Annotated in this window: 17 protein-coding genes; 4 read left to right on the top strand and 13 right to left on the bottom strand. The window is 68.6% G+C overall.

What is annotated here, in order from left to right; translation table 11 throughout:
* Position 1 precedes the first annotated feature (1 nt).
* From CRT23_RS29215 to otsB, 11 genes are all read right to left on the bottom strand, one after another.
* Positions 2–1,183, bottom strand: coding sequence for a Hint domain-containing protein (locus CRT23_RS29215; RefSeq protein ID WP_245436359.1), 1,182 nt, complete (start codon positions 1,181–1,183; stop codon positions 2–4).
* 78 nt (positions 1,184–1,261) lie between these two features.
* Positions 1,262–1,924: a hypothetical protein gene (locus CRT23_RS29210; RefSeq protein WP_245436358.1), complete on the bottom strand. Its 663-nt coding sequence runs from the start codon at positions 1,922–1,924 to the stop codon at positions 1,262–1,264.
* A gap of 208 nt (positions 1,925–2,132) precedes the next feature.
* Positions 2,133–2,462, bottom strand: a complete 330-nt coding sequence (locus CRT23_RS18815) for a hypothetical protein (protein WP_082512974.1) — start codon at positions 2,460–2,462, stop codon at positions 2,133–2,135.
* A gap of 186 nt (positions 2,463–2,648) precedes the next feature.
* Positions 2,649–3,533 carry a 3-deoxy-8-phosphooctulonate synthase gene (gene kdsA, locus CRT23_RS18810; protein ID WP_103711045.1) on the bottom strand — a complete coding sequence of 295 codons (885 nt, stop codon included), beginning with the start codon at positions 3,531–3,533 and terminating at the stop codon, positions 2,649–2,651.
* A 9-nt stretch (positions 3,534–3,542) separates the two neighbouring features.
* A complete protein-coding gene (locus CRT23_RS18805) occupies positions 3,543–4,055 on the bottom strand; it encodes a hypothetical protein (protein ID WP_103711043.1) in 513 nt (170 codons plus the stop codon).
* Between the two features lie 39 nt (positions 4,056–4,094).
* Complete coding sequence (locus CRT23_RS18800; protein WP_245436356.1) at positions 4,095–4,499, bottom strand: hypothetical protein; 405 nt, start codon at positions 4,497–4,499, stop codon at positions 4,095–4,097.
* A 149-nt stretch (positions 4,500–4,648) separates the two neighbouring features.
* On the bottom strand, positions 4,649–5,944 hold the full coding sequence (locus tag CRT23_RS18795) for an aminotransferase class I/II-fold pyridoxal phosphate-dependent enzyme (RefSeq protein WP_103711039.1): 1,296 nt from the start codon (positions 5,942–5,944) through the stop codon (positions 4,649–4,651).
* Between the two features lie 292 nt (positions 5,945–6,236).
* On the bottom strand, positions 6,237–7,772 hold the full coding sequence (locus CRT23_RS18790) for a Do family serine endopeptidase (protein WP_103711037.1): 1,536 nt from the start codon (positions 7,770–7,772) through the stop codon (positions 6,237–6,239).
* A gap of 86 nt (positions 7,773–7,858) precedes the next feature.
* Positions 7,859–8,581 carry a DUF2459 domain-containing protein gene (locus tag CRT23_RS18785; RefSeq protein WP_245436354.1) on the bottom strand — a complete coding sequence of 241 codons (723 nt, stop codon included), beginning with the start codon at positions 8,579–8,581 and terminating at the stop codon, positions 7,859–7,861.
* Positions 8,582–8,625: 44 nt separating this feature from the next.
* The gene (locus tag CRT23_RS18780; RefSeq protein WP_103711035.1) at positions 8,626–9,636 is read right to left on the bottom strand and encodes a glucokinase; all 1,011 of its coding nucleotides are present in this window, start codon (positions 9,634–9,636) and stop codon (positions 8,626–8,628) included.
* Positions 9,637–9,698: 62 nt separating this feature from the next.
* Entirely contained in the window at positions 9,699–10,454 is a 756-nt protein-coding gene (otsB, locus tag CRT23_RS18775; protein ID WP_103711033.1) for a trehalose-phosphatase, read from the bottom strand.
* A gap of 159 nt (positions 10,455–10,613) precedes the next feature.
* On the opposite strand from otsB, the gene CRT23_RS18770 reads away from it, so the two are divergent.
* On the top strand, positions 10,614–11,108 hold the full coding sequence (locus CRT23_RS18770) for a DUF427 domain-containing protein (protein ID WP_103711031.1): 495 nt from the start codon (positions 10,614–10,616) through the stop codon (positions 11,106–11,108).
* An 84-nt stretch (positions 11,109–11,192) separates the two neighbouring features.
* On the opposite strand, the gene CRT23_RS18765 is transcribed toward CRT23_RS18770, so the two are convergent.
* Complete coding sequence (locus tag CRT23_RS18765; protein WP_103711030.1) at positions 11,193–12,311, bottom strand: metallophosphoesterase; 1,119 nt, start codon at positions 12,309–12,311, stop codon at positions 11,193–11,195.
* A 236-nt stretch (positions 12,312–12,547) separates the two neighbouring features.
* On the opposite strand from CRT23_RS18765, the gene CRT23_RS18755 reads away from it, so the two are divergent.
* Complete coding sequence (locus tag CRT23_RS18755) at positions 12,548–13,774, top strand: serine hydrolase domain-containing protein (RefSeq protein WP_103711026.1); 1,227 nt, start codon at positions 12,548–12,550, stop codon at positions 13,772–13,774.
* A gap of 80 nt (positions 13,775–13,854) precedes the next feature.
* Here the strand turns inward: CRT23_RS18755 and CRT23_RS18750 are convergent, their stop codons facing one another.
* The gene (locus CRT23_RS18750; protein WP_055951124.1) at positions 13,855–14,517 is read right to left on the bottom strand and encodes a DUF2147 domain-containing protein; all 663 of its coding nucleotides are present in this window, start codon (positions 14,515–14,517) and stop codon (positions 13,855–13,857) included.
* Positions 14,518–14,869: 352 nt separating this feature from the next.
* Between CRT23_RS18750 and CRT23_RS18745 the strand changes: the two genes are divergently transcribed.
* The gene (locus CRT23_RS18745; protein WP_245436353.1) at positions 14,870–15,478 is read left to right on the top strand and encodes a phosphatase PAP2 family protein; all 609 of its coding nucleotides are present in this window, start codon (positions 14,870–14,872) and stop codon (positions 15,476–15,478) included.
* Positions 15,479–15,562: 84 nt separating this feature from the next.
* Positions 15,563–16,438 (top strand): SDR family oxidoreductase, encoded by an 876-nt coding sequence (locus CRT23_RS18740; RefSeq protein WP_103711024.1) that lies wholly within the window; start codon positions 15,563–15,565, stop codon positions 16,436–16,438.
* Positions 16,439–16,645: the final 207 nt, after the last annotated feature.

Genomic DNA, 16,645 nt, shown 5'->3' with positions numbered 1-16,645 from the left:
CTCAGGCCGCCGCCATCATTTGCGTCTCGATGCTGGGCCAAGCTGCCTGTGTAGCCAGACGCAGGCGTAAGCTGCTCTCGATCCGGCCGCGCGCGGCCTCGACAATCGGACCGTCGAACGCCACCGGGCGGCAGCGGCCGGGCCGTGGACTGGCGATCCCATCGATGTCCCTCCCCCAGCCCTGCAAGGAGTTGCCGCCGAACCAGGCGCGCGCGCCGCTTTCGAAGTAGGACTCGGCCGGCAGTCCTTCCGCCAGGAGGATGTCATGCTGGTCGAGTTCCACGTGCCAGTAAGTCACCTGGTCCACGGCTTCTCGACAGATGGCGATGCCGTCGATGAGGTTCATGATGGGCACCAGTACCCCGTCCGCGTTCTGCGCATTGGCGCCAACCAGTACCGGGTGTCCGGGCGACAGGCGGAGGTTCCGTGCCGGGACGGCCTGGCTGCGGGCATCCGTGCCGAAGGCCCCCGCCAGGATACGCACAGGCCACTGCGTCGCAGGCACGGGATAGGCGTCGGGCCGGACCTCGCGCCGGCCGATCCAGCGGATCGTGCGGTGTCCGCCCGTCGCGGTCACGGCCACATCCCCCGCGCGCAGATTCTGGATAGCGACGTCGCCGACGATGCCATCTCGAACCACCGCAATGCGTGTTCCCGTCGTGAAGCAGACGGGCGCGGCGAACTGGATCCTATCGATGTTTGTCAGCGTATCGGCGGCGCCCGTGGCCTTGTCGGTTACGGTGGTGACCGTGCTCGTTTTGTCGATCGTGAAGTTCGTGCTCGAGCCCGTGACGATGAAGGTGTTATAGCCGCCGCCGTCGACCACGTTGCTGTTGCCGTTGCCGATGATCACATCGTTGCCGACGCCAGTAATGGCCCTGTCGATCTGCGTGCCGAAAGAGATGCCGATGTTGTTCGTGACGGCGTTGTTAGCGCTGGCGGTACTGAAGGTGCCGGGGTTCAGGTTGATTCGGGCGCCCGTGCTGAAGCCGGAGACATCGAGCGTGTTGCCGACTCCGCGATTGTAGAGGGTAACGAAGGGCGTGCTATTTTGGGTGAAATCGAAGTAATCCCGCGATGCGCCCGTGATGTTCGTATTGAAGCCGTAGGTCTGCCCGCCAGCGAAGGTGGTGGTCTTCGATTCGCCGTAGAAGCGCTGGATGGCCAGGATGTCGATGGGCATGGGTGTCTGAGCCCATCCTCCCTGCCAGTCCGCCACGACGGGGCCCTCCGAGGTGAAGGGCGAGGCCGGGTCGCTGTTTCAGTAATAGGACATCAAGGTCCAGAGGTTCTGATCATACGGACCTCGCACCCCCTCCACCGTATCGCCGTTGTACGGTCCGGAGTGTCCAAGGCCTATAAGATGGCCCGTCTCATGGGCTGCCGTTCCCATGACGTTAGAGTTCTCGAGGTGAAAGTTGTCTCCGGGTGGTAAGTCCGCAAGCCCGGAAATGTTGATTTGGGCTTGACCCCCCGCGGCATTGGGCGAGGTCTGCGAAGGGATGTCTGCACCCCCGATCGGCTGGCGGCCGTTGTTCGGGAAGAAGGTAACGCCGGCCCCCTCGGTCTGATTGCCCAGCACAGCATTTGCTGACTCGGGCGTTGGAATGTACTTAAATGTGATGTCTGCGATATCGGACCACAGCGTCAGAGCAGAAGTATAAGCAGCTTGGCCCTCGGCCGACAGGCCCGCACTGAAAGAGTAGGTGACTGTTCCGCCAGGTGTACCAGCTTCGCTTGTGGATGCGCGAGGAACGCCCTCGCCGTCGTTATAGAACTTGTTCATCAAAGTTTGTGTCTTGCTGAAATCCCCGTAGTTCCAAGTGAACCAAGAATCCTGAGCGATCCGGCCATCCTCATCCAGGCCGGACAGGTACGTGACTTCGTCGCGTTGTCCTGCACTGAGGTCTGTCAGGTTGGCCATTCCGTATTCCCCGCAGGTGTGGGGATCGATGTGAACCCCTCTTCGAAGCTTGTGGGACGAGGTGCAAGAATCGATACGGCCGCGAGCGGGTAACGCAGAGCGGTTCGAGGGGCAGGCGTGGGGTCCAAACGCAAACGGGGCAGCCAACTTTCGTTGGATGCCCCGGATCGCCTTCGCACAGTGTCTTATGCGCTAGATGAGAAACAGTTCAGTAGCCATAACCGTAAGCGGGGGCGCCGTAGCCATAGGCGGGACGGCCATAACCGTCACGAGAATAGGCGTCACGGGCGGCCCCAGCAGCGATCGCGCCAGCAGCAAGACCCGCAATGCCGAGGCCGACGGCAGCGCCGGTCCCGATCCCACGACGACGGCCTCCATACGCGTAGCCGCGGCCGTATCCGCGATGGCCGTAGGCATGGCCATGGCCGTAGCCCCCATGACCGTAACCATAGCCACGCGGGCCAGCCTCGGCGGAGGTTGCAGCGGCAAGACCGCCAAGGGAAAGGGTCAAGGCGGAGATCAGAGCAAGCTTGCGCATGGTATCCTATAGCGTTCGAGAGCGAATTGGATAATCCAACGTCAGGATGTTCTGATCGTTCCCATCAACATTCTCGGAGGGGGGAGCGCGGCTTGGTTCATCAAACTTGGTGAATCGCTCCAGCCGTCCAGCGCCAAAGAGCCCTTGCTCAAACTTGCTCGGTTTGAATCGATGCTTTGACCGGTCTCAGGCTTTCTGCCCAGCTGTCCGCGCTTTGGCGAGGCGATCGAAGGCCTGTAACTCGGCGAGCAGGGCCGGCATCGCCCTCAGGGGCACCATGTTCGGTCCATCGGAGGGGGCCTGGTCCGGATCCGGATGCGTCTCGATGAACAGGCCGGCGACGCCAACCGCTACGGCCGCGCGGGCAAGCACGGCAACGAATTCTCGCTGGCCGCCGGAGGTGGCGCCCTGCCCGCCCGGTTGCTGTACGGAGTGGGTTGCATCGAACACCACCGGAGCGCCGTGCGTGACCTGCGCCATGATCGGCAGGCTGCGCATGTCGGAAACGAGGGTGTTGTAGCCGAACGAGGCGCCGCGCTCGGTCACGAGCACGTTGGGGTTACCTGCCCCGGTCACCTTCGCAGCAACGTGAGCCATGTCCCAGGGTGCAAGGAACTGACCCTTCTTCACATTCACCACCCGACCAGTGGCGGCGGCCGCGAGGAGGAGGTCGGTCTGCCGGCAGAGGAAGGCCGGGATCTGGAGCACGTCGATGACCTCGGCCGCAGCCGCGCATTGCGCCGACTCGTGCACGTCGGTCAGGACAGGCAGGCCGAAGCGCTCCTTGATCTCAGCGAAGATCGGCAGGGCCTCGGCGAGGCCGAGGCCGCGCGGGGTGGTGCCGGAGGTCCGGTTGGCCTTGTCGAACGAGGCCTTGAACACGAGACCGATCCCGAGGCGGTCGGTCATCGCATTCAGGGCATCGGCGATCTCAATGGCATGGTCGCGACTCTCAAGCTGGCACGGGCCGGCGATCAGCGCGAAGGGCAGGTGGTTCGCGAAGGCGACCGAACCGGCCGTCACGATGGGAGCAGTGGAGGACACGGACTCGGACGAAGCGATCTCAGGCATGCCGCCGGTCTAGCCCGCCCGCGCCCCCACGGGAAGACCGGCACGTCGGCGAAGCGCGGCCCGGATGCTGGGGATCAGCACGCAGCGGGTCCGTGGAGATGCGAACGGGTCGGTATCGGGTGCCGTCTCGCAACGGAGCGCTGCGCGTCCGGCAATGCCCTCCTGCGGGCGTCCCGTGCCCAGGGCGCTCTGGTGCAGGCGAAGGGCGAGGGTCTCGATAGTCTCGGGCTTCGCACCGGTGAGCGCACCGGCGGCGAGGCCGATCAGCGCGTAGTACCGCCGAGCCGGCTCCCGCTCCAAGGCAGAGAAGACCATCCGGCGCGCCCGGCAATCGAGGCTCATCCGCTCCGCATCGGACGAGCGGAAGACGGCGCGTGTCCCGTCGCGACCGGCCAGGGATGCCCCGGTGGCGCGGATCATCCGTGCGGAGAGGGCGTCGCAGCCATCCGCCGCTGCTGCAGGAGGCGCAGCGTACAGCGTCGGGAAAAGCAGGAATGCGGCGAGCCGAGGGAAAAGCATCATCGGTCCGATCTAGCGCGGGGGACGGACGACGCCCACCGCTTACCGCCGCGGAGTCAGCGAACCCGTGGTGTCGCCGTGGCAGGCCTCATGAGCATGCGAGCGCAAGACCCGCGGCAAGGACACCGGATGTGCGCCGGCCTCGTCCTTGAAGGTGCCGGTGAGGGCATCTGCGCCAGCGACGCCCTCGAAGTGAAGCGGCCCGGCCTCGGTCTCCACCGCGAAGTGGATCGTATGAGTGGCGTTGTCGAGGGTGATGTCGGCGGCGGTGCGGGGGCCGCGCTGCTCGGCCCCCTCGTAGGTCAGCCCGTCCCCATTCGGTGAGCGTCGCAGGGTGATGCGCTGGCCGCTACGCGCTCCGGTCTCCGGCAGGGTACAGAGATCGGCATAGACGAAGGTGCCGGATGCCCAGGCGGTGCGCGCCTGGGCCGGAGTTACCTCGGTCATGAGCATACAGAGAGTCAGGCCGGACCAAAGATATGCGCCGGCGCGCTGCAGCATTCTCGAAGTCGCCGTCCTCAGGGCTGCCATCGCGTTGCCTCCCGGATATGCGCCGCATCATCCGGCGCGCACGTTTCCGGATTGCGACAGAGGATTCAGGCCGCTGAGCGCGCGCGGGCCCTGTGCTCGGCCTCCAGCGATGCAAGAAGGATGCAGAGGGCGATGCCCTCCGCCGCCATCGTCACGTCGCCGAGGCTGGGAAAGGTTGGCGCAAGGCGAAGGACGCTGTCCTTCGGGTCGCGGCCATAGGGCGACGTCGCTCCGGCTGGGGTCAGGGCAATGCCGGCCTCCTTGGCAAGCCGAACCACCTCGGTCGCGGTGCCTTCGCGGGCTTCGACGGTGATGAAGTAGCCGCCCTCGGGCCGCGTCCAACGAGCGGCCCCGGTGCCGGCCAAATGCCGGTCCAAAGCCTCCTGCACGGCCGCGAATTTTGGCGCGATGAGGGCGCGGTGGGCGTCCATATGCGCCTGGAGCCCGGCGGCGTCGCGCAGGAATCTCACGTGACGGAGCTGGTTCAGCTTGTCGGGACCGATGGTCTGCTTGGCGACGCGAGCCAGGAACCAGCCCGTGTTCTCGGGCGAGCCAGCAAAGACTGCGAGACCGGCACCCGCCAGGGTGATCTTCGAGGTCGAGGCATAGAGGAAGGGCCGGTCCGGATGGCCAGCCTCGGCGCAGGCGGCGAGAATATCGCGCACCGGGTGGCGATCGGTGTTGAGGTGGTGCACCGCGTAGGCGTTGTCCCAGAACAGGCGAAAATCGGGAGCGCCGGTCTTCATCGTGGCGAGGCGCCGAACGGTCTCGTCGGAGAAGATCTCGCCGGACGGGTTGGCGTATTTCGGTACGCACCACATCCCTTTCACGGCCGGGTCGGCGACCAGCGTCTCGACCACATCCATGTCGGGCCCCTGCCCCGTCATCGGCACCGGGATCATGCGGATCCCGAACTCCTCGCAGAGAGCAAAGTGGCGGTCGTAGCCCGGCACCGGGCAAAGGAAGATCGGGGTCTCGCCCTGCGACCATGGCCGCTCGGAGCCGGGCACGCCCTTCAGGAGAGCCCACACGATGGTGTCGTGCATCAGGGCCAAGCTGGAATTGCCGCCGACCACGATCTGATCGGCCGGCGCAGCGATTAGGTGAGAGAACAAGGCCCTCAGCTCGGGCAGGCCCTGCTGACCACCGTAATTGCGCGCATCCTCTTTCGCCGCGGTCGTGTAGTCGCCGTTGCCCGGCAACGCGAGCATGCCATTGGAGAGATCGAGCTGCTCGGGGGCCGGCTTGCCGCGCGTCATGTCGAGCTTGAGGCCGCGGGCCTTGAAGGCGTCATAGGCGCTGCGAGCCTGCACGTGCAGGTCCGCGAGGTCAGCCGTGCTGCGGTCGGCGATCGTCGTCATGATAGGCTCAAGTCCGGGTATGGCCGCGCGGGCGTTCAAGAAGCGCGCGCACCATGACGCCTTGCGCCGCCTGCGTCACCCCGCGCGCGCGCGGGGCTCGCGGCCCCAGGGTTGCGTGGCATGCCAGGCGACGCGGCCATGTGCGTCCGTCTCTTCTGCCTGGCCTGGAAATAGACGCAGCCCGCGGAATTGGGGGGCGTACGTCGGAAACACGAGAGCGCCGGCCCTTGTGGAGGGCCGGCGCTTCGGCGCCTTGCTGGAGTGCTCCGAGCGGCGAGCCGCCCGTTCCGGATCAGCCCGCCTTGTTCAGGGCCACCGCGACGAAGCGCGTGATACCCTTGGCGTTCTTGACCCGCATCAGCACCGCCTTGCGACCGCTCGTCTCGGCGGAGCGGACGCGCTCGGCCACCTCCGAAGGCTGCGAGACGCTGGAACCTGCCACATCCAAGATGATGTCGCCCTGCTCGATGCCCTTTGCCGCGGCCGGACCATCGGGATCGACCTCCATCACGGCGACGCCCTCGGAGCCGGCACCGACCTCGGATGCGGGAGCCAAGCTCAAGCCCAGGCGAGGCTGGCCGTTGGTCGAGGAGCCGCGATCGTTGCCTGCCACCTTGGTGTCGTTGGGCAGGACGCCGAGTTCCACCGTCGCGGTGTCGGACTTGCCGCCGCGCAGGTAGGTCAGCTCGATCTTGGCCCCCGGCTTAATGCCGGCGATCTTCCGGGACAGCTCCTTGGCATCGTTGATCGGAGTCCCGTTGACCGATTCGATCACATCGCCGGACTTCAGGCCGGCTTTCGCGGCCGGGGTCCCCGCCTCGGCATGATCCACCAGGGCGCCCTTGGCCTTGTCGAGGCCGAGTCCATCAGCGATATCCTTCGTCACCGGTTGGACCTGCACGCCGAGGTAGCCGCGTGCCACCTTGCCGTCGGCTCGGAGCTGGTCGACCACCGCCTGGACGGTCTCGGCCGGGATGGCGAAGGCCAAGCCGACGCTGCCACCGGAGGGCGATGCTATGGCGGTGTTCACGCCGACCACCTCACCGCCGACGTTGAAGGTCGGGCCGCCGGAATTACCCTTGTTGATCGGCGCATCGATCTGCAGGAAGTCATCGTAGGGGCCGGCACCAATATCGCGGCCGCGGGCCGAGACGATGCCCGCCGTCACCGTGCCGCCGAGGCCGAACGGATTGCCGATGGCCACCACCCAGTCACCGACGCGGGGCGCCGACTTGCTGAGGGAGACGTAGGGGAAGGTGCCGCCCTCAGTGATCTTGAGGAGGGCAAGGTCGGTCTTAGGATCCTTGCCGATCACCTTCGCATCAAGGGTGCGGTTGTCGTCCAGGGTCACCTGCACCGACTTGGCCTTGTCGACCACATGGTTGTTGGTGACAACGTAGCCATCCGCCGAGATGATGAAGCCCGAACCCATGGCGCCGCGTTGTCCCTGACGCTTGGGCATGCCGAAGCCCTGGCCCGGACCCCCCTGACCCGGTCCGCCCTGGCCGAAGCGCTTGAAGAACTCACGCAGCTGCGGTGGGACCTGCTGTCCCTGGCCCTGGCCAGGGCCGTCCTCGTCGTCGGCATCTGCACTGTCGTCGAGCTTCACCTTCACGGCGACGACGCCAGGCTTCACCTTGTCGACGACGCTGGCGAAGGAGCCCGGCGGATGGTCGGGGGTCTCGATCAGGTTCTTGGAAAGGGACTGGGCGTAGGCCGGGGAGGCCGGCTGGGTCAGCCCAACGCCAGCCGCGCCGGTCGCCACGAGGGCAGCCACGGCGACGGAGGCGAGAGCGTTACGGCGCAGACGGTTGGGCTGAGCGGTCATAGGGGTCTCCGGATCGGGTGGCCGCCATCGGCGGGCCATGATCCGGTTTGTAGAGAGCGCAGCCTGACCCGGGCGTGGCGTGAAGATTACGTTTTGGACAGGTTCGCAGCGATGGGCTGGGGGGTAAGTCCGGACCGCCAGCGTAGATCGAGAAGAAGCCCCAACGGGTGGGTATCGAGGACGGGGGTGATGGGGAGGCCCGCGGCGTGCAACAGGCGTGCCGCCCAGTGGTTGCAGACATTGGCGTAGGAGAAGCGCCCCGTCCCGTCGTAGAACAGGCTCGGCCCGTAGAGCCCCGGACCACCTGCCACCGGCTGTCCGTCGATGACGCGGAAACTCCCTTCCAGACGGGCGAGAAGGCGCGACAGGCCGGGCTTCGAGACCCGCAGCCGCACGAGGTCCGAATAGGGAAAGCTGTCACGCACCGGCCGCTCGAGTCCGACCACCTGGACCACCCCCTCCCGTCCGCCCGGCGTGAACAGGGCCGCGAGGGCGAGTCCGAGGTCGAACTGGGCCAGAGTGGGCGTCGCCCGGTAGAAGCGAGCCTCGCCCCAACCGAACTCGATCTGCGGATAGGCGCGGAACCGCGTGGCGATGCTGGCGAGGGCCGGCCCGCTCCCCCCTCCCGTCAGGGCGGCCCGCGGTAGCACGAGGCCGGAATGCCAGCCGTGCGACACCAGCGCGATCTCGATGCTGTCCGCGTCCGCTGGCGGATAAAGGTCCGGGTTGCCCCGCTGCGCTGTCAGCAGTGCGGCGAGGACGATGAGTCCGAACAGGGTGACGATCACGGCGCCAAGGCCCGCGGCCATTCGAGCGAGCCGCCACCGGCCCGTGCGCATGGCTGCGCTGTTGGTCAGGGCGCCTGCCACAGCTGGCCGTGATAGTCGAACCGGTCTGGCTGGCTCGCGAGGGCGGCGAGGCCCGTCAGCGCGGGATCGTGCACGGCGATGACGCTCGTCGGAATCGCCTCCATCTGCGCCACGAAGGGGGGCTTGTACTCGAAGGCGGCACGGAAGGCGCCGCGCCGGAGCACGTCGATGATGCGGGGCGCGATGCCGCCGCCGATATAGACGCCTCCGGTGGCCAGGAAGGTGAGCGCGAGATCACCACAGACGCGGCCCAGGAACTTGGAAAACAGGTTGAGGGCCGCCGCCGCGTCCGGGTCCGCGCCGGTAAGCCCAGCCTCCGTGACTGCAGCCGGGTCGAGGCGCGGGCCGTCCGCACCGGTGCGCAGCCGGTGCAGGCCCGCATGGAGCCGGGTCAGGCCGGGGCCGGACAGGAGGGTCTCGACGGTGATGCGGCCCTCGACCCGTTCGAGATGCGGCCACAGGGCGAGCTCGGCCGGCGAAGTCGGCCCGAAATCCACGTGGCCGCTCTCGGTCGAGACGATGACCAGACGCCGACCCACCGGCAAAAGGGCTGCCGCACCGAACCCGGTGCCGGGCCCAAGGACGAGGCGCGCACCCTGATCGCCGGCCCGGCCCTCCTCGCGGTCCGGGCCGATGGGCGTCAGCTCGGAGGGGCTGATCCCGGCAGCACCGGCCGCCACGGGCACGTAGTCGTTGACCACCACCGAGCGCGACAGGCCGAAATCCTGCCCGATCCGGGCGCCCTCGATCACCCAATGGGCATTGGTGAGTTGCACTGCCGGCCCGTCGACCCGGGCCGCCACAGCCAGGATGGCCGAGCGCGGTGCGGCGCCGCTCCCCTTGGCCAGGGAGGCGCGGATGGCGGCACTGGGATCGGGGTGTCCCGCCGTCTCCTCGTGGGAGAGGAGGACCGGCTTTGCCCCCACCTCGGGGACCAGGGCGAAGCGGGCGTTGGTGCCACCGATGTCGCCGACGAGGACGGGAAATTCGAACATGTGCGTCGCTTCCGTCTGTCCCCCGGGGAACGGGGATTGAGGGATTGGTCGTGAAACGCCGCTCAGGCGGCCGGCAGGGCGTCGGGGTCGATCGGTGCTCCCTCGGCCCAGGCATAGAGCAGGCGGCGCACATCCTCGGGATCGATGAGGCGGCGGGAGGCGATCGTCTCGGCCCCGCCGATCCGGACGCTGACGCCGCCGGTCTCGTTGATCACCGCGAAGGCCTTCTCATCGGTGAGGTCGTCTCCGAGAAAGATTGCCCGGCGGCCGGCATAGGGCGGGTTCTCGGCAAGCGCCCGGATGGCGTGGCCCTTGGTGGCGGAGGCGGGCACGATCTCGCCCACCGCCTTGCCGAGCTGGAGCCGATAGGCGGATCCGAGGGCGACGGCGGCCGCCTTCACGGCCTCTTCCCCCGCGGCGGCATCGCTCGGGGTAGCGAGGCGCCAATGCACCGCCACGGAGGCGCCCTTGTCCTCGATGAGCACGTGTTCGAGGTCGGTTACGGCCGCATGCAGGGCCGGTACCTGGGCGCGCAGCGCAGGGTGATCCTCGGCGGAGCCGCCCGAGACGACGCCGTCGACGCGCCGCTCGACCCCGTGCAGGCCAGCGACATCGAAGCGGGCGGGGACCAGGAAATCGTCGATCACCCGGATGGGCCGGCCCGTGACGATGGCGAGGGCGCCTCCGAGCCGAGTGCGCAGCTTCTCCAGGGCCGGAGCGAGGGCGGGATCGACCCGGACCTGGTCGGGCTTCGGCGCGATCTCCACCAGGGTGCCGTCGAAGTCGAGATAGAGGGCGAAGGCGGTTGGGTCGGTCACGCAGGTTGTCCCTTCGTCTGATCCGGGCCTGCGCTAGCATGCCCTGCGCCAGGGGAAAACGCGGGATCGGGAAATTGGGAGGTCGGAAAACAGGTCGGGCGCAACACCCTGCCCTATCTGTTCGACCGTCCGATCCCTGTGAGGCAAGGTCCCGCTCGCATGTGGCCCACCCCGATCCCGCCCGGCCCGAACGAGCAGAGCGTCTGGGACTACCCACGCCCGCCCCGCCCGGAGAGGGTCCCCGAGCGGCTGCGGGTTGTACTCGCCGGCCGGGCCATCGCCGAGACCGGTGCCGGATACCGGGTGCTGGAGACCAGCCATCCTCCGACTTACTACTTTCCGCCCGGCGATGTGGTGGCCGGGGTGCTCGGGCCCGCCCGCCGGGCCGGCATCTGCGAGTGGAAGGGGCGCGCCGTCCTGTACGACGTCGCGGCGGGCGGGTTCCGCGCCGAGGGCGCGGCCTGGGCGTACCCCGACCCCACGCCGGACTGCACCGCGATCACGGGCTACATCGCCTTCTATGCCGGTCCAATGGAGGCCTGCTTCGTCGGCGACGCGCTTGTGACGCCGCAGCCCGGCGGCTTCTACGGCGGCTGGATCACACCCGGCATCGTCGGCCCGTTCAAGGGCGGCCCCGGCACGATGGGGTGGTGAAGTGCGGGTGGGCTGAATGGGAGCGCCGCCCATCCAGGCCTGGCCGGACTGCGTCGGGGACGCCTGGCATGAGCGCCCTCTCCCTCAGGAGGTACGACGCAGGGTGATGCGAGTTAGCTCGGAGGGGCGGCCGAGGCGGAGCGCGAAGCCGGCCCACAGGCCCGTTCCGTTGTTGACGTAGAGGGTCATGCCACCCACCCGGTAGGCGCCAGAGACGAATCCGTTGTTGCCGCGCGCCACGAGCCGGTCCAGCCCGACGATCATGCCACCGTGGGTGTGGCCGGAGAGCTGCAGCGCCACGCCGCGTGCGGCGGCCCGAGGGGCATTCGCCGGCTGGTGATCGAGGAGCACAATCGGCGTATTCGCGGGCGCACCGGCCAGGGCGGCATCCAAGTCGGGCCCTGGATGGCCGATGGCGGGCGCCGAGCGGTCGGTGACCCCCGCCAGCACCAGCGCGTCACCGCCGCGGGTCACGACCGCATGGGCATTGGCGAGGATGTGCATTCCCATGCCAGCAAAGTGGCGCATCCAGGTCTCGACGTCGAAGAAGTACTCGTGGTTGCCGGGGATGGCCCAGACGCCGTCTCGTGCCGTCAGGTGGCGCAGCGGCTCCACGTCGGCTTGCCGGGCCGCGAACGAACCGTCGATGAAATCCCCCGTGACCAGGATCACGTCCGTATCGAGCCCGTTGGCGCGCGTGACGACCGCCTGTGCCCAGCTCGCTGGGAACAGGCGGCTGATGTGTAGGTCGGTGAGATGGAGGATGGTGTATCCCTCGAAGCCCAGCGGCAGGTCCCTGACCGCGACGGCGACGTCCTTCAGGGGCGGCACGCGCACGGCCTGCTGCACCGCGACCGCCGCCAGCAGCGCGACCGCCAGGGCGACTCCGATGCGCCACGCGGTGGGAACTTCCCAACCACCGCCGGGCAGGGCCAGGGAGACCAGGGCCGCGGCATCGAACGCGACCAGCAGCAGGGCCAGCAGGATGATCGCGCCGAATGCCCCGCTGAACAGCATGACGACCGGCCGCGGGAATTCGGGGGAGAACACGGATCCCGAGGAGAGGCGGCTCCACAGGTGGTACTGTGAGGCGACCAGCAGGATTGCGGCGAGACCGAGCTTGAGCGGGAGTGGCCAGGGGAGCGGCCAGACGCCCCGGGCAACGACATAGAGGCAAGGCAGACTGAAGATCAGGTGGATCATGGCTGTTCCATGGACCGGAGCATGGTCCGTGCGCAAAGCTTACCGTTCAGGCGCGTGGGCGGCTTCGGGAGCCGCGACCCGCCGACCTGGGGGCGCCAGGAAGCCTGTAAAGCGGAATGGGGTTATGCGGTGGATCGCGTCTGCGTGCTGGCGCACGCCGGGGTTTGCGCCGCTCGGCCGCGCCGGTATGCCAAGTCCGGTCAGCAGGGGACGCAGCCAGGGACGGAGCAGGTGTGATGCACGGTGAGATCGCAAGCGAGCCGCGGGCCCTGGGGCTCTGCCCGGACCGCCTCGAGCGGATCGACGGCTGGATGCGCCGTCTCGTCGATGACGGCAAGGTCGCAGGCCTGTCGGTGATGCTGGCCCGCGGTGGCCGGACGGCCTTCTTCCGGGCCCATGGCCGCGCCGACATCGCGCGTGACGTGCCCTTCGCCCCCGACACCATCGCGCGCATCTACTCGATGACGAAGCCGCTGACCTCGGTGGCGGTGATGATGCTCTATGAGGAGGGCCGCTTCCAACTCGACGACCCGATCACCCGGTTCCTGCCGGAATTTTCCGATCTGCGGGTTCTCACCGGCGGCAATCGGGCGAAATTCGACAGCGAGCCAGCCCGTCGCCTCATCACGATCCGCGACCTCCTGACCCACACCTCCGGCCTGACCTACGGCTTCATGGAGGCGACCCTCGTCGATGCCCTGTATCGCCAGAACGGCGTCGATTTCGGCGAGACCCAGGAGGCGAGCCTCGCCGAGGTGGTGGGCCGGCTGGCCCGGCAGCCGCTCCTCGCCCAGCCGGGCGCCGAGTGGAACTATTCGGTGGCCACGGATGTCCTCGGACACCTCGTGGCCGTCGTCTCCGGCCAGGACTTCGCCGATTTCCTGCGGCAGCGGGTGCTCGGCCCCCTCGGCATGATCGACACGGACTTCTCCGTGTCGGCCGACAAGCTGCCGCGTCTGGCCGCCAATTACAGCCTGTTCCGGGACCGGACGCTGAAGCTCTACGACGATGCGGTCGGCAGTCGCTTCGCCCGCCCGCCGGCGGTGGCCTCGGGCGGCGGCGGGCTCGTCTCGACCGCGTCCGACTACATGCGCTTCTGCCGCTTCCTCCTCGGGCGCGGCGAACTCGAGGGGACGCGGCTTCTCGGGCGCAAGACCGTCGACCTCATGCTGATGAATCACCTCGACGGGGATTTGGCGTCGATGGGCCAGCCGCGCTTCTCCGAGACCGCCTATACGGGGATCGGCTTCGGTCTCGGCTTCTCGGTGATGCTCGATCCGGCGCGCGCCCAGATCGTCGGTACGCCGGGCGAGGTGGCGTGGGGCGGACTTGCCAGCACCGCCTTCTGGGTCGACCCGGCCGAGGATCTCGCGGTGGTGCTGCTGACGCAGCTGATCCCTTCCTCGGCCCTGCCGCTGCGGCGCGAGTTGCGCGTGCTGACCTACGCCGCCCTGGTGGATTGAGGCCCCCGGATACGCGAAACGCCGCCGGCCCGAGGCGGGACGGCGGCGTTCGATGACTCCTGGCGCGATGCGGCGCTGGACTACTCGGCGGGTGCCGCCGCCGGAGCGGCACCCGGCTTGGGCGCCGGCTTGGGCGCGGACGTCTTGGCCGTACCCGTCGCGGCGGACGCACCTGCTCCGGCGGTCGGCGCTGCCTTGGGAGCCCATTCCGCATCGGCGCGAGGGCCGCCCGGGCCGTTGGTCGGGCCGGTGAGCTGGCCCGGCACCACGTCGTTGACCCGGTTCCAGGTCTGCGAGCCGCAGAGGAAGCCGAGGAGGCAGCCGCGCACCGACAGTTCCGTCGGCTGGTCGGACCACATCGTCACGTCGTAGAACTTGCCTTCGTCGGCGTTGTAGATCTTGCCGCCGTAATGGCCGTCCGGCTGCGGCTTCAGGCCCATGATCAGCTGAAGCCCCAGGGAGGGACGGGCCTGCTTCTTCGGATCGGGATTCTTGAAGTCGATGCGGGGCTGGCCCTGGTCGTTCAGGGGCACCTTCAGCCAGACGACGTAGCCGCACAGGTTGGAGTTCTGCGGTCCGCACCGCTCGGTGCGGATACGGGCGCGCCCGTCCTCGGTGAGCCAGGTGCCGCTGGCGTCGTTGGGGGCGGCAGCCAGTGCGAGGCCCGGCAGAACGGCGGCAACGAGCCCAGCCAGGGGCGCCAGCCGGCGCGCGGCGCCTGCGATGGTGGATCGATTCGTCATGCTTCCAACAACCCTCATGCGCTCGCCCCGTGGCGATCCGCCCTCGTCCGCAGGACGGCAAGCGCTTGTCACGTGATGCCTCGCCATCCGACGCGAAGGTGACGGGATCATGGCCGGCAGCCATCGAATCCTGCAGATTCGTCGTGACGACGTGGCGTTATCTTCGGGACCGAAGCCGGCTCAGTGCGAAGTCTTGATGTTTGATGGATCGTCCAGGCCTGCCAGGGCGAACCGGCCCATCGGGTCCTGCACGGAGACGGACCGCCGGCGGCCGTGATCGTCGGCAGTGCCGCGAACGATCCGCCGGGGACCGCGTTTACGGCCGTGCTTCTCGGGGATGGCGGACGAACGGATGACGGATGGATCGGTCGGGATGGGTCGGCGCCTCGAAGCGGCGGACATCCGTCTCGGCGTTTCGCTCGCGCGCGCCAAGGACACCCGCCGGGTGCGGGCCCTGGCGGCGGCCAGCGAGGCGGGCGGCTGGAAGTGGCTGCTCGCGCTCTCCGGCGGGACCCTCGCCCTCGGCGTGCTGAGGCGGGACCCGCGTCTGGCCGAGGCCGGCCGGCACATGCTCGTCTCCGGCATGCTGGCGGCGGTCACCAAGACCACGGTGAAGCGCGTCGTGCACCGGACCCGGCCCAACGTGCTGATGGATGAGGGCCTCTACGAGAAGGGCTGGTTCGGGCCGAATGTCGGGCCCTGGCAGTCGTTTCCCTCGGGTCACTCGGCCCTGAGCGTCGCGGTGGCGACGGCGGCGGGCCGGGCCTATCCCGAGATCCGGGGCGTGGCGACGGCGGCGGCCCTCGGGGTCGTGGCGGTCCAGGTCCTGCGCGGCGCGCACTTTCCGGTGGACGTCGCCGCCGGGGCGCTGATCGGGCTCTCGGCCGAGGCGGTCGACCACCGGATCGCCCTCGGGCGGGACGGCGTCGCCGGTCTGGCGGCGCGCGGTATACCAGGATGATCGCGGCGAGGTCGCGCGGCATCGCGTGCCGGGAACGCCGCGACGCGCCCTCCGGTTGACGCGGCATTCCATCGGAGATGCCGCGTGACCGACAACCCCCTGACGACCTATCCCGGCCCGCCCTTCGAGGCCCAGCCGCAGAGCTTCCCCGGCAAGACCGGCAAGATGGTGCCTGAGCCCGATCACGGCGAGGAGAGCTACCGCGGCTCGGGCAAGCTGACGGGCCAGGCCGCGCTGATCACCGGCGGCGATTCCGGCATCGGCCGGGCGGTGGCCATCGCCTTCGCCCGCGAGGGCGCCGACGTGGCGATCGCCTACCTGCCCGAGGAGCAGGCGGATGCCGAGGCGGTGGCCGGCTGGATCGAGAAGGCGGGCCGGCGCGCCCTGCTGCTGCCGGGCGACCTGAAGGACCGGGCCCATGGCCGCGACCTCGTGGCGCGCACGGTCGCCGCGTTCGGCCGCCTCGACGTGCTGGTGAACAACGGCGCCTTCCAGCAGCCGAACCAGGGGCTCGACACCATCGAGGACGCGGTCTTCGAGGACCATTTCCGCACCAACGTGTTCGGGCCGTTCTACGTGACCAAGGCCGCCCTGCCCCACCTGAAGCCCGGGGCCTCGGTGATCTTCACCTCCTCGGTGAACTCCAAGCACCCGATGCCCTCGCTGATGGCCTACAGCGCCACCAAGGGAGCGCTCAGCAACATGGTCGTGAGCCTGGCGCAGCTCCTGGCCGAGAAGGGCGTCCGGGTGAACGGCGTCCTGCCGGGGCCGATCTGGACGCCGTTCATCCCGGCGGGGATGAGTGAGGATTCGGTGACGTCCTTCGGCAGCCAGGTCCCGTTCGGGCGCCCGGGCCAGCCGGCGGAGCTCGCCTCCGCCTACGTGATGCTGGCCTCGGCCGAGAGCAGCTACACCTCCGGCGCCCTCGTCACCGTGGCCGGGGCGATGCCGGTCCTCTGAAGCCCTTCGGCCGACCCCGGCCCCGGCCCCGGCGCCGGGGTCGGTCCGAAGGGCAGGCGCTCCGAACGGCGGTCCGAACGGTTCTGTCGGTTCGTGCGTTCCTGTGGCCTCGGAGGGGGGAGAAGCAGGATGCGCACCTGGAGGGCGATGGATCGGGCCCCGCATGACGGACGCTGGATCATCGCGATCCACCGGTCCGACCCGGAC

It is taken from the genome of Methylobacterium sp. V23 (assembly GCF_002917135.1).
Classification (GTDB): Bacteria; Pseudomonadota; Alphaproteobacteria; order Rhizobiales; family Beijerinckiaceae; genus Methylobacterium.
This window is presented reverse-complemented; position numbering and strand designations above follow the sequence as displayed.

Excerpts from the sequence above, each read along its gene's own strand:
- CRT23_RS29215 (WP_245436359.1), bottom strand. The coding sequence starts at position 1,183 with ATGCCCATCGACATCCTGGCCATCCAGCGCTTCTACGGCGAATCGAAG.
- CRT23_RS29210 (WP_245436358.1), bottom strand. The coding sequence starts at position 1,924 with ATGGCCAACCTGACAGACCTCAGTGCAGGACAACGCGACGAAGTCACG.
- CRT23_RS18815 (WP_082512974.1), bottom strand. The coding sequence starts at position 2,462 with ATGCGCAAGCTTGCTCTGATCTCCGCCTTGACCCTTTCCCTTGGCGGT.
- kdsA (WP_103711045.1), bottom strand. The coding sequence starts at position 3,533 with ATGCCTGAGATCGCTTCGTCCGAGTCCGTGTCCTCCACTGCTCCCATC.
- CRT23_RS18805 (WP_103711043.1), bottom strand. The coding sequence starts at position 4,055 with ATGATGCTTTTCCCTCGGCTCGCCGCATTCCTGCTTTTCCCGACGCTG.
- CRT23_RS18800 (WP_245436356.1), bottom strand. The coding sequence starts at position 4,499 with ATGACCGAGGTAACTCCGGCCCAGGCGCGCACCGCCTGGGCATCCGGC.
- CRT23_RS18795 (WP_103711039.1), bottom strand. The coding sequence starts at position 5,944 with ATGACGACGATCGCCGACCGCAGCACGGCTGACCTCGCGGACCTGCAC.
- CRT23_RS18790 (WP_103711037.1), bottom strand. The coding sequence starts at position 7,772 with ATGACCGCTCAGCCCAACCGTCTGCGCCGTAACGCTCTCGCCTCCGTC.
- CRT23_RS18785 (WP_245436354.1), bottom strand. The coding sequence starts at position 8,581 with ATGGCCGCGGGCCTTGGCGCCGTGATCGTCACCCTGTTCGGACTCATC.
- CRT23_RS18780 (WP_103711035.1), bottom strand. The coding sequence starts at position 9,636 with ATGTTCGAATTTCCCGTCCTCGTCGGCGACATCGGTGGCACCAACGCC.
- CRT23_RS18770 (WP_103711031.1), top strand. The coding sequence starts at position 10,614 with ATGTGGCCCACCCCGATCCCGCCCGGCCCGAACGAGCAGAGCGTCTGG.
- CRT23_RS18765 (WP_103711030.1), bottom strand. The coding sequence starts at position 12,311 with ATGATCCACCTGATCTTCAGTCTGCCTTGCCTCTATGTCGTTGCCCGG.
- CRT23_RS18755 (WP_103711026.1), top strand. The coding sequence starts at position 12,548 with ATGCACGGTGAGATCGCAAGCGAGCCGCGGGCCCTGGGGCTCTGCCCG.
- CRT23_RS18750 (WP_055951124.1), bottom strand. The coding sequence starts at position 14,517 with ATGACGAATCGATCCACCATCGCAGGCGCCGCGCGCCGGCTGGCGCCC.
- CRT23_RS18745 (WP_245436353.1), top strand. The coding sequence starts at position 14,870 with ATGACGGATGGATCGGTCGGGATGGGTCGGCGCCTCGAAGCGGCGGAC.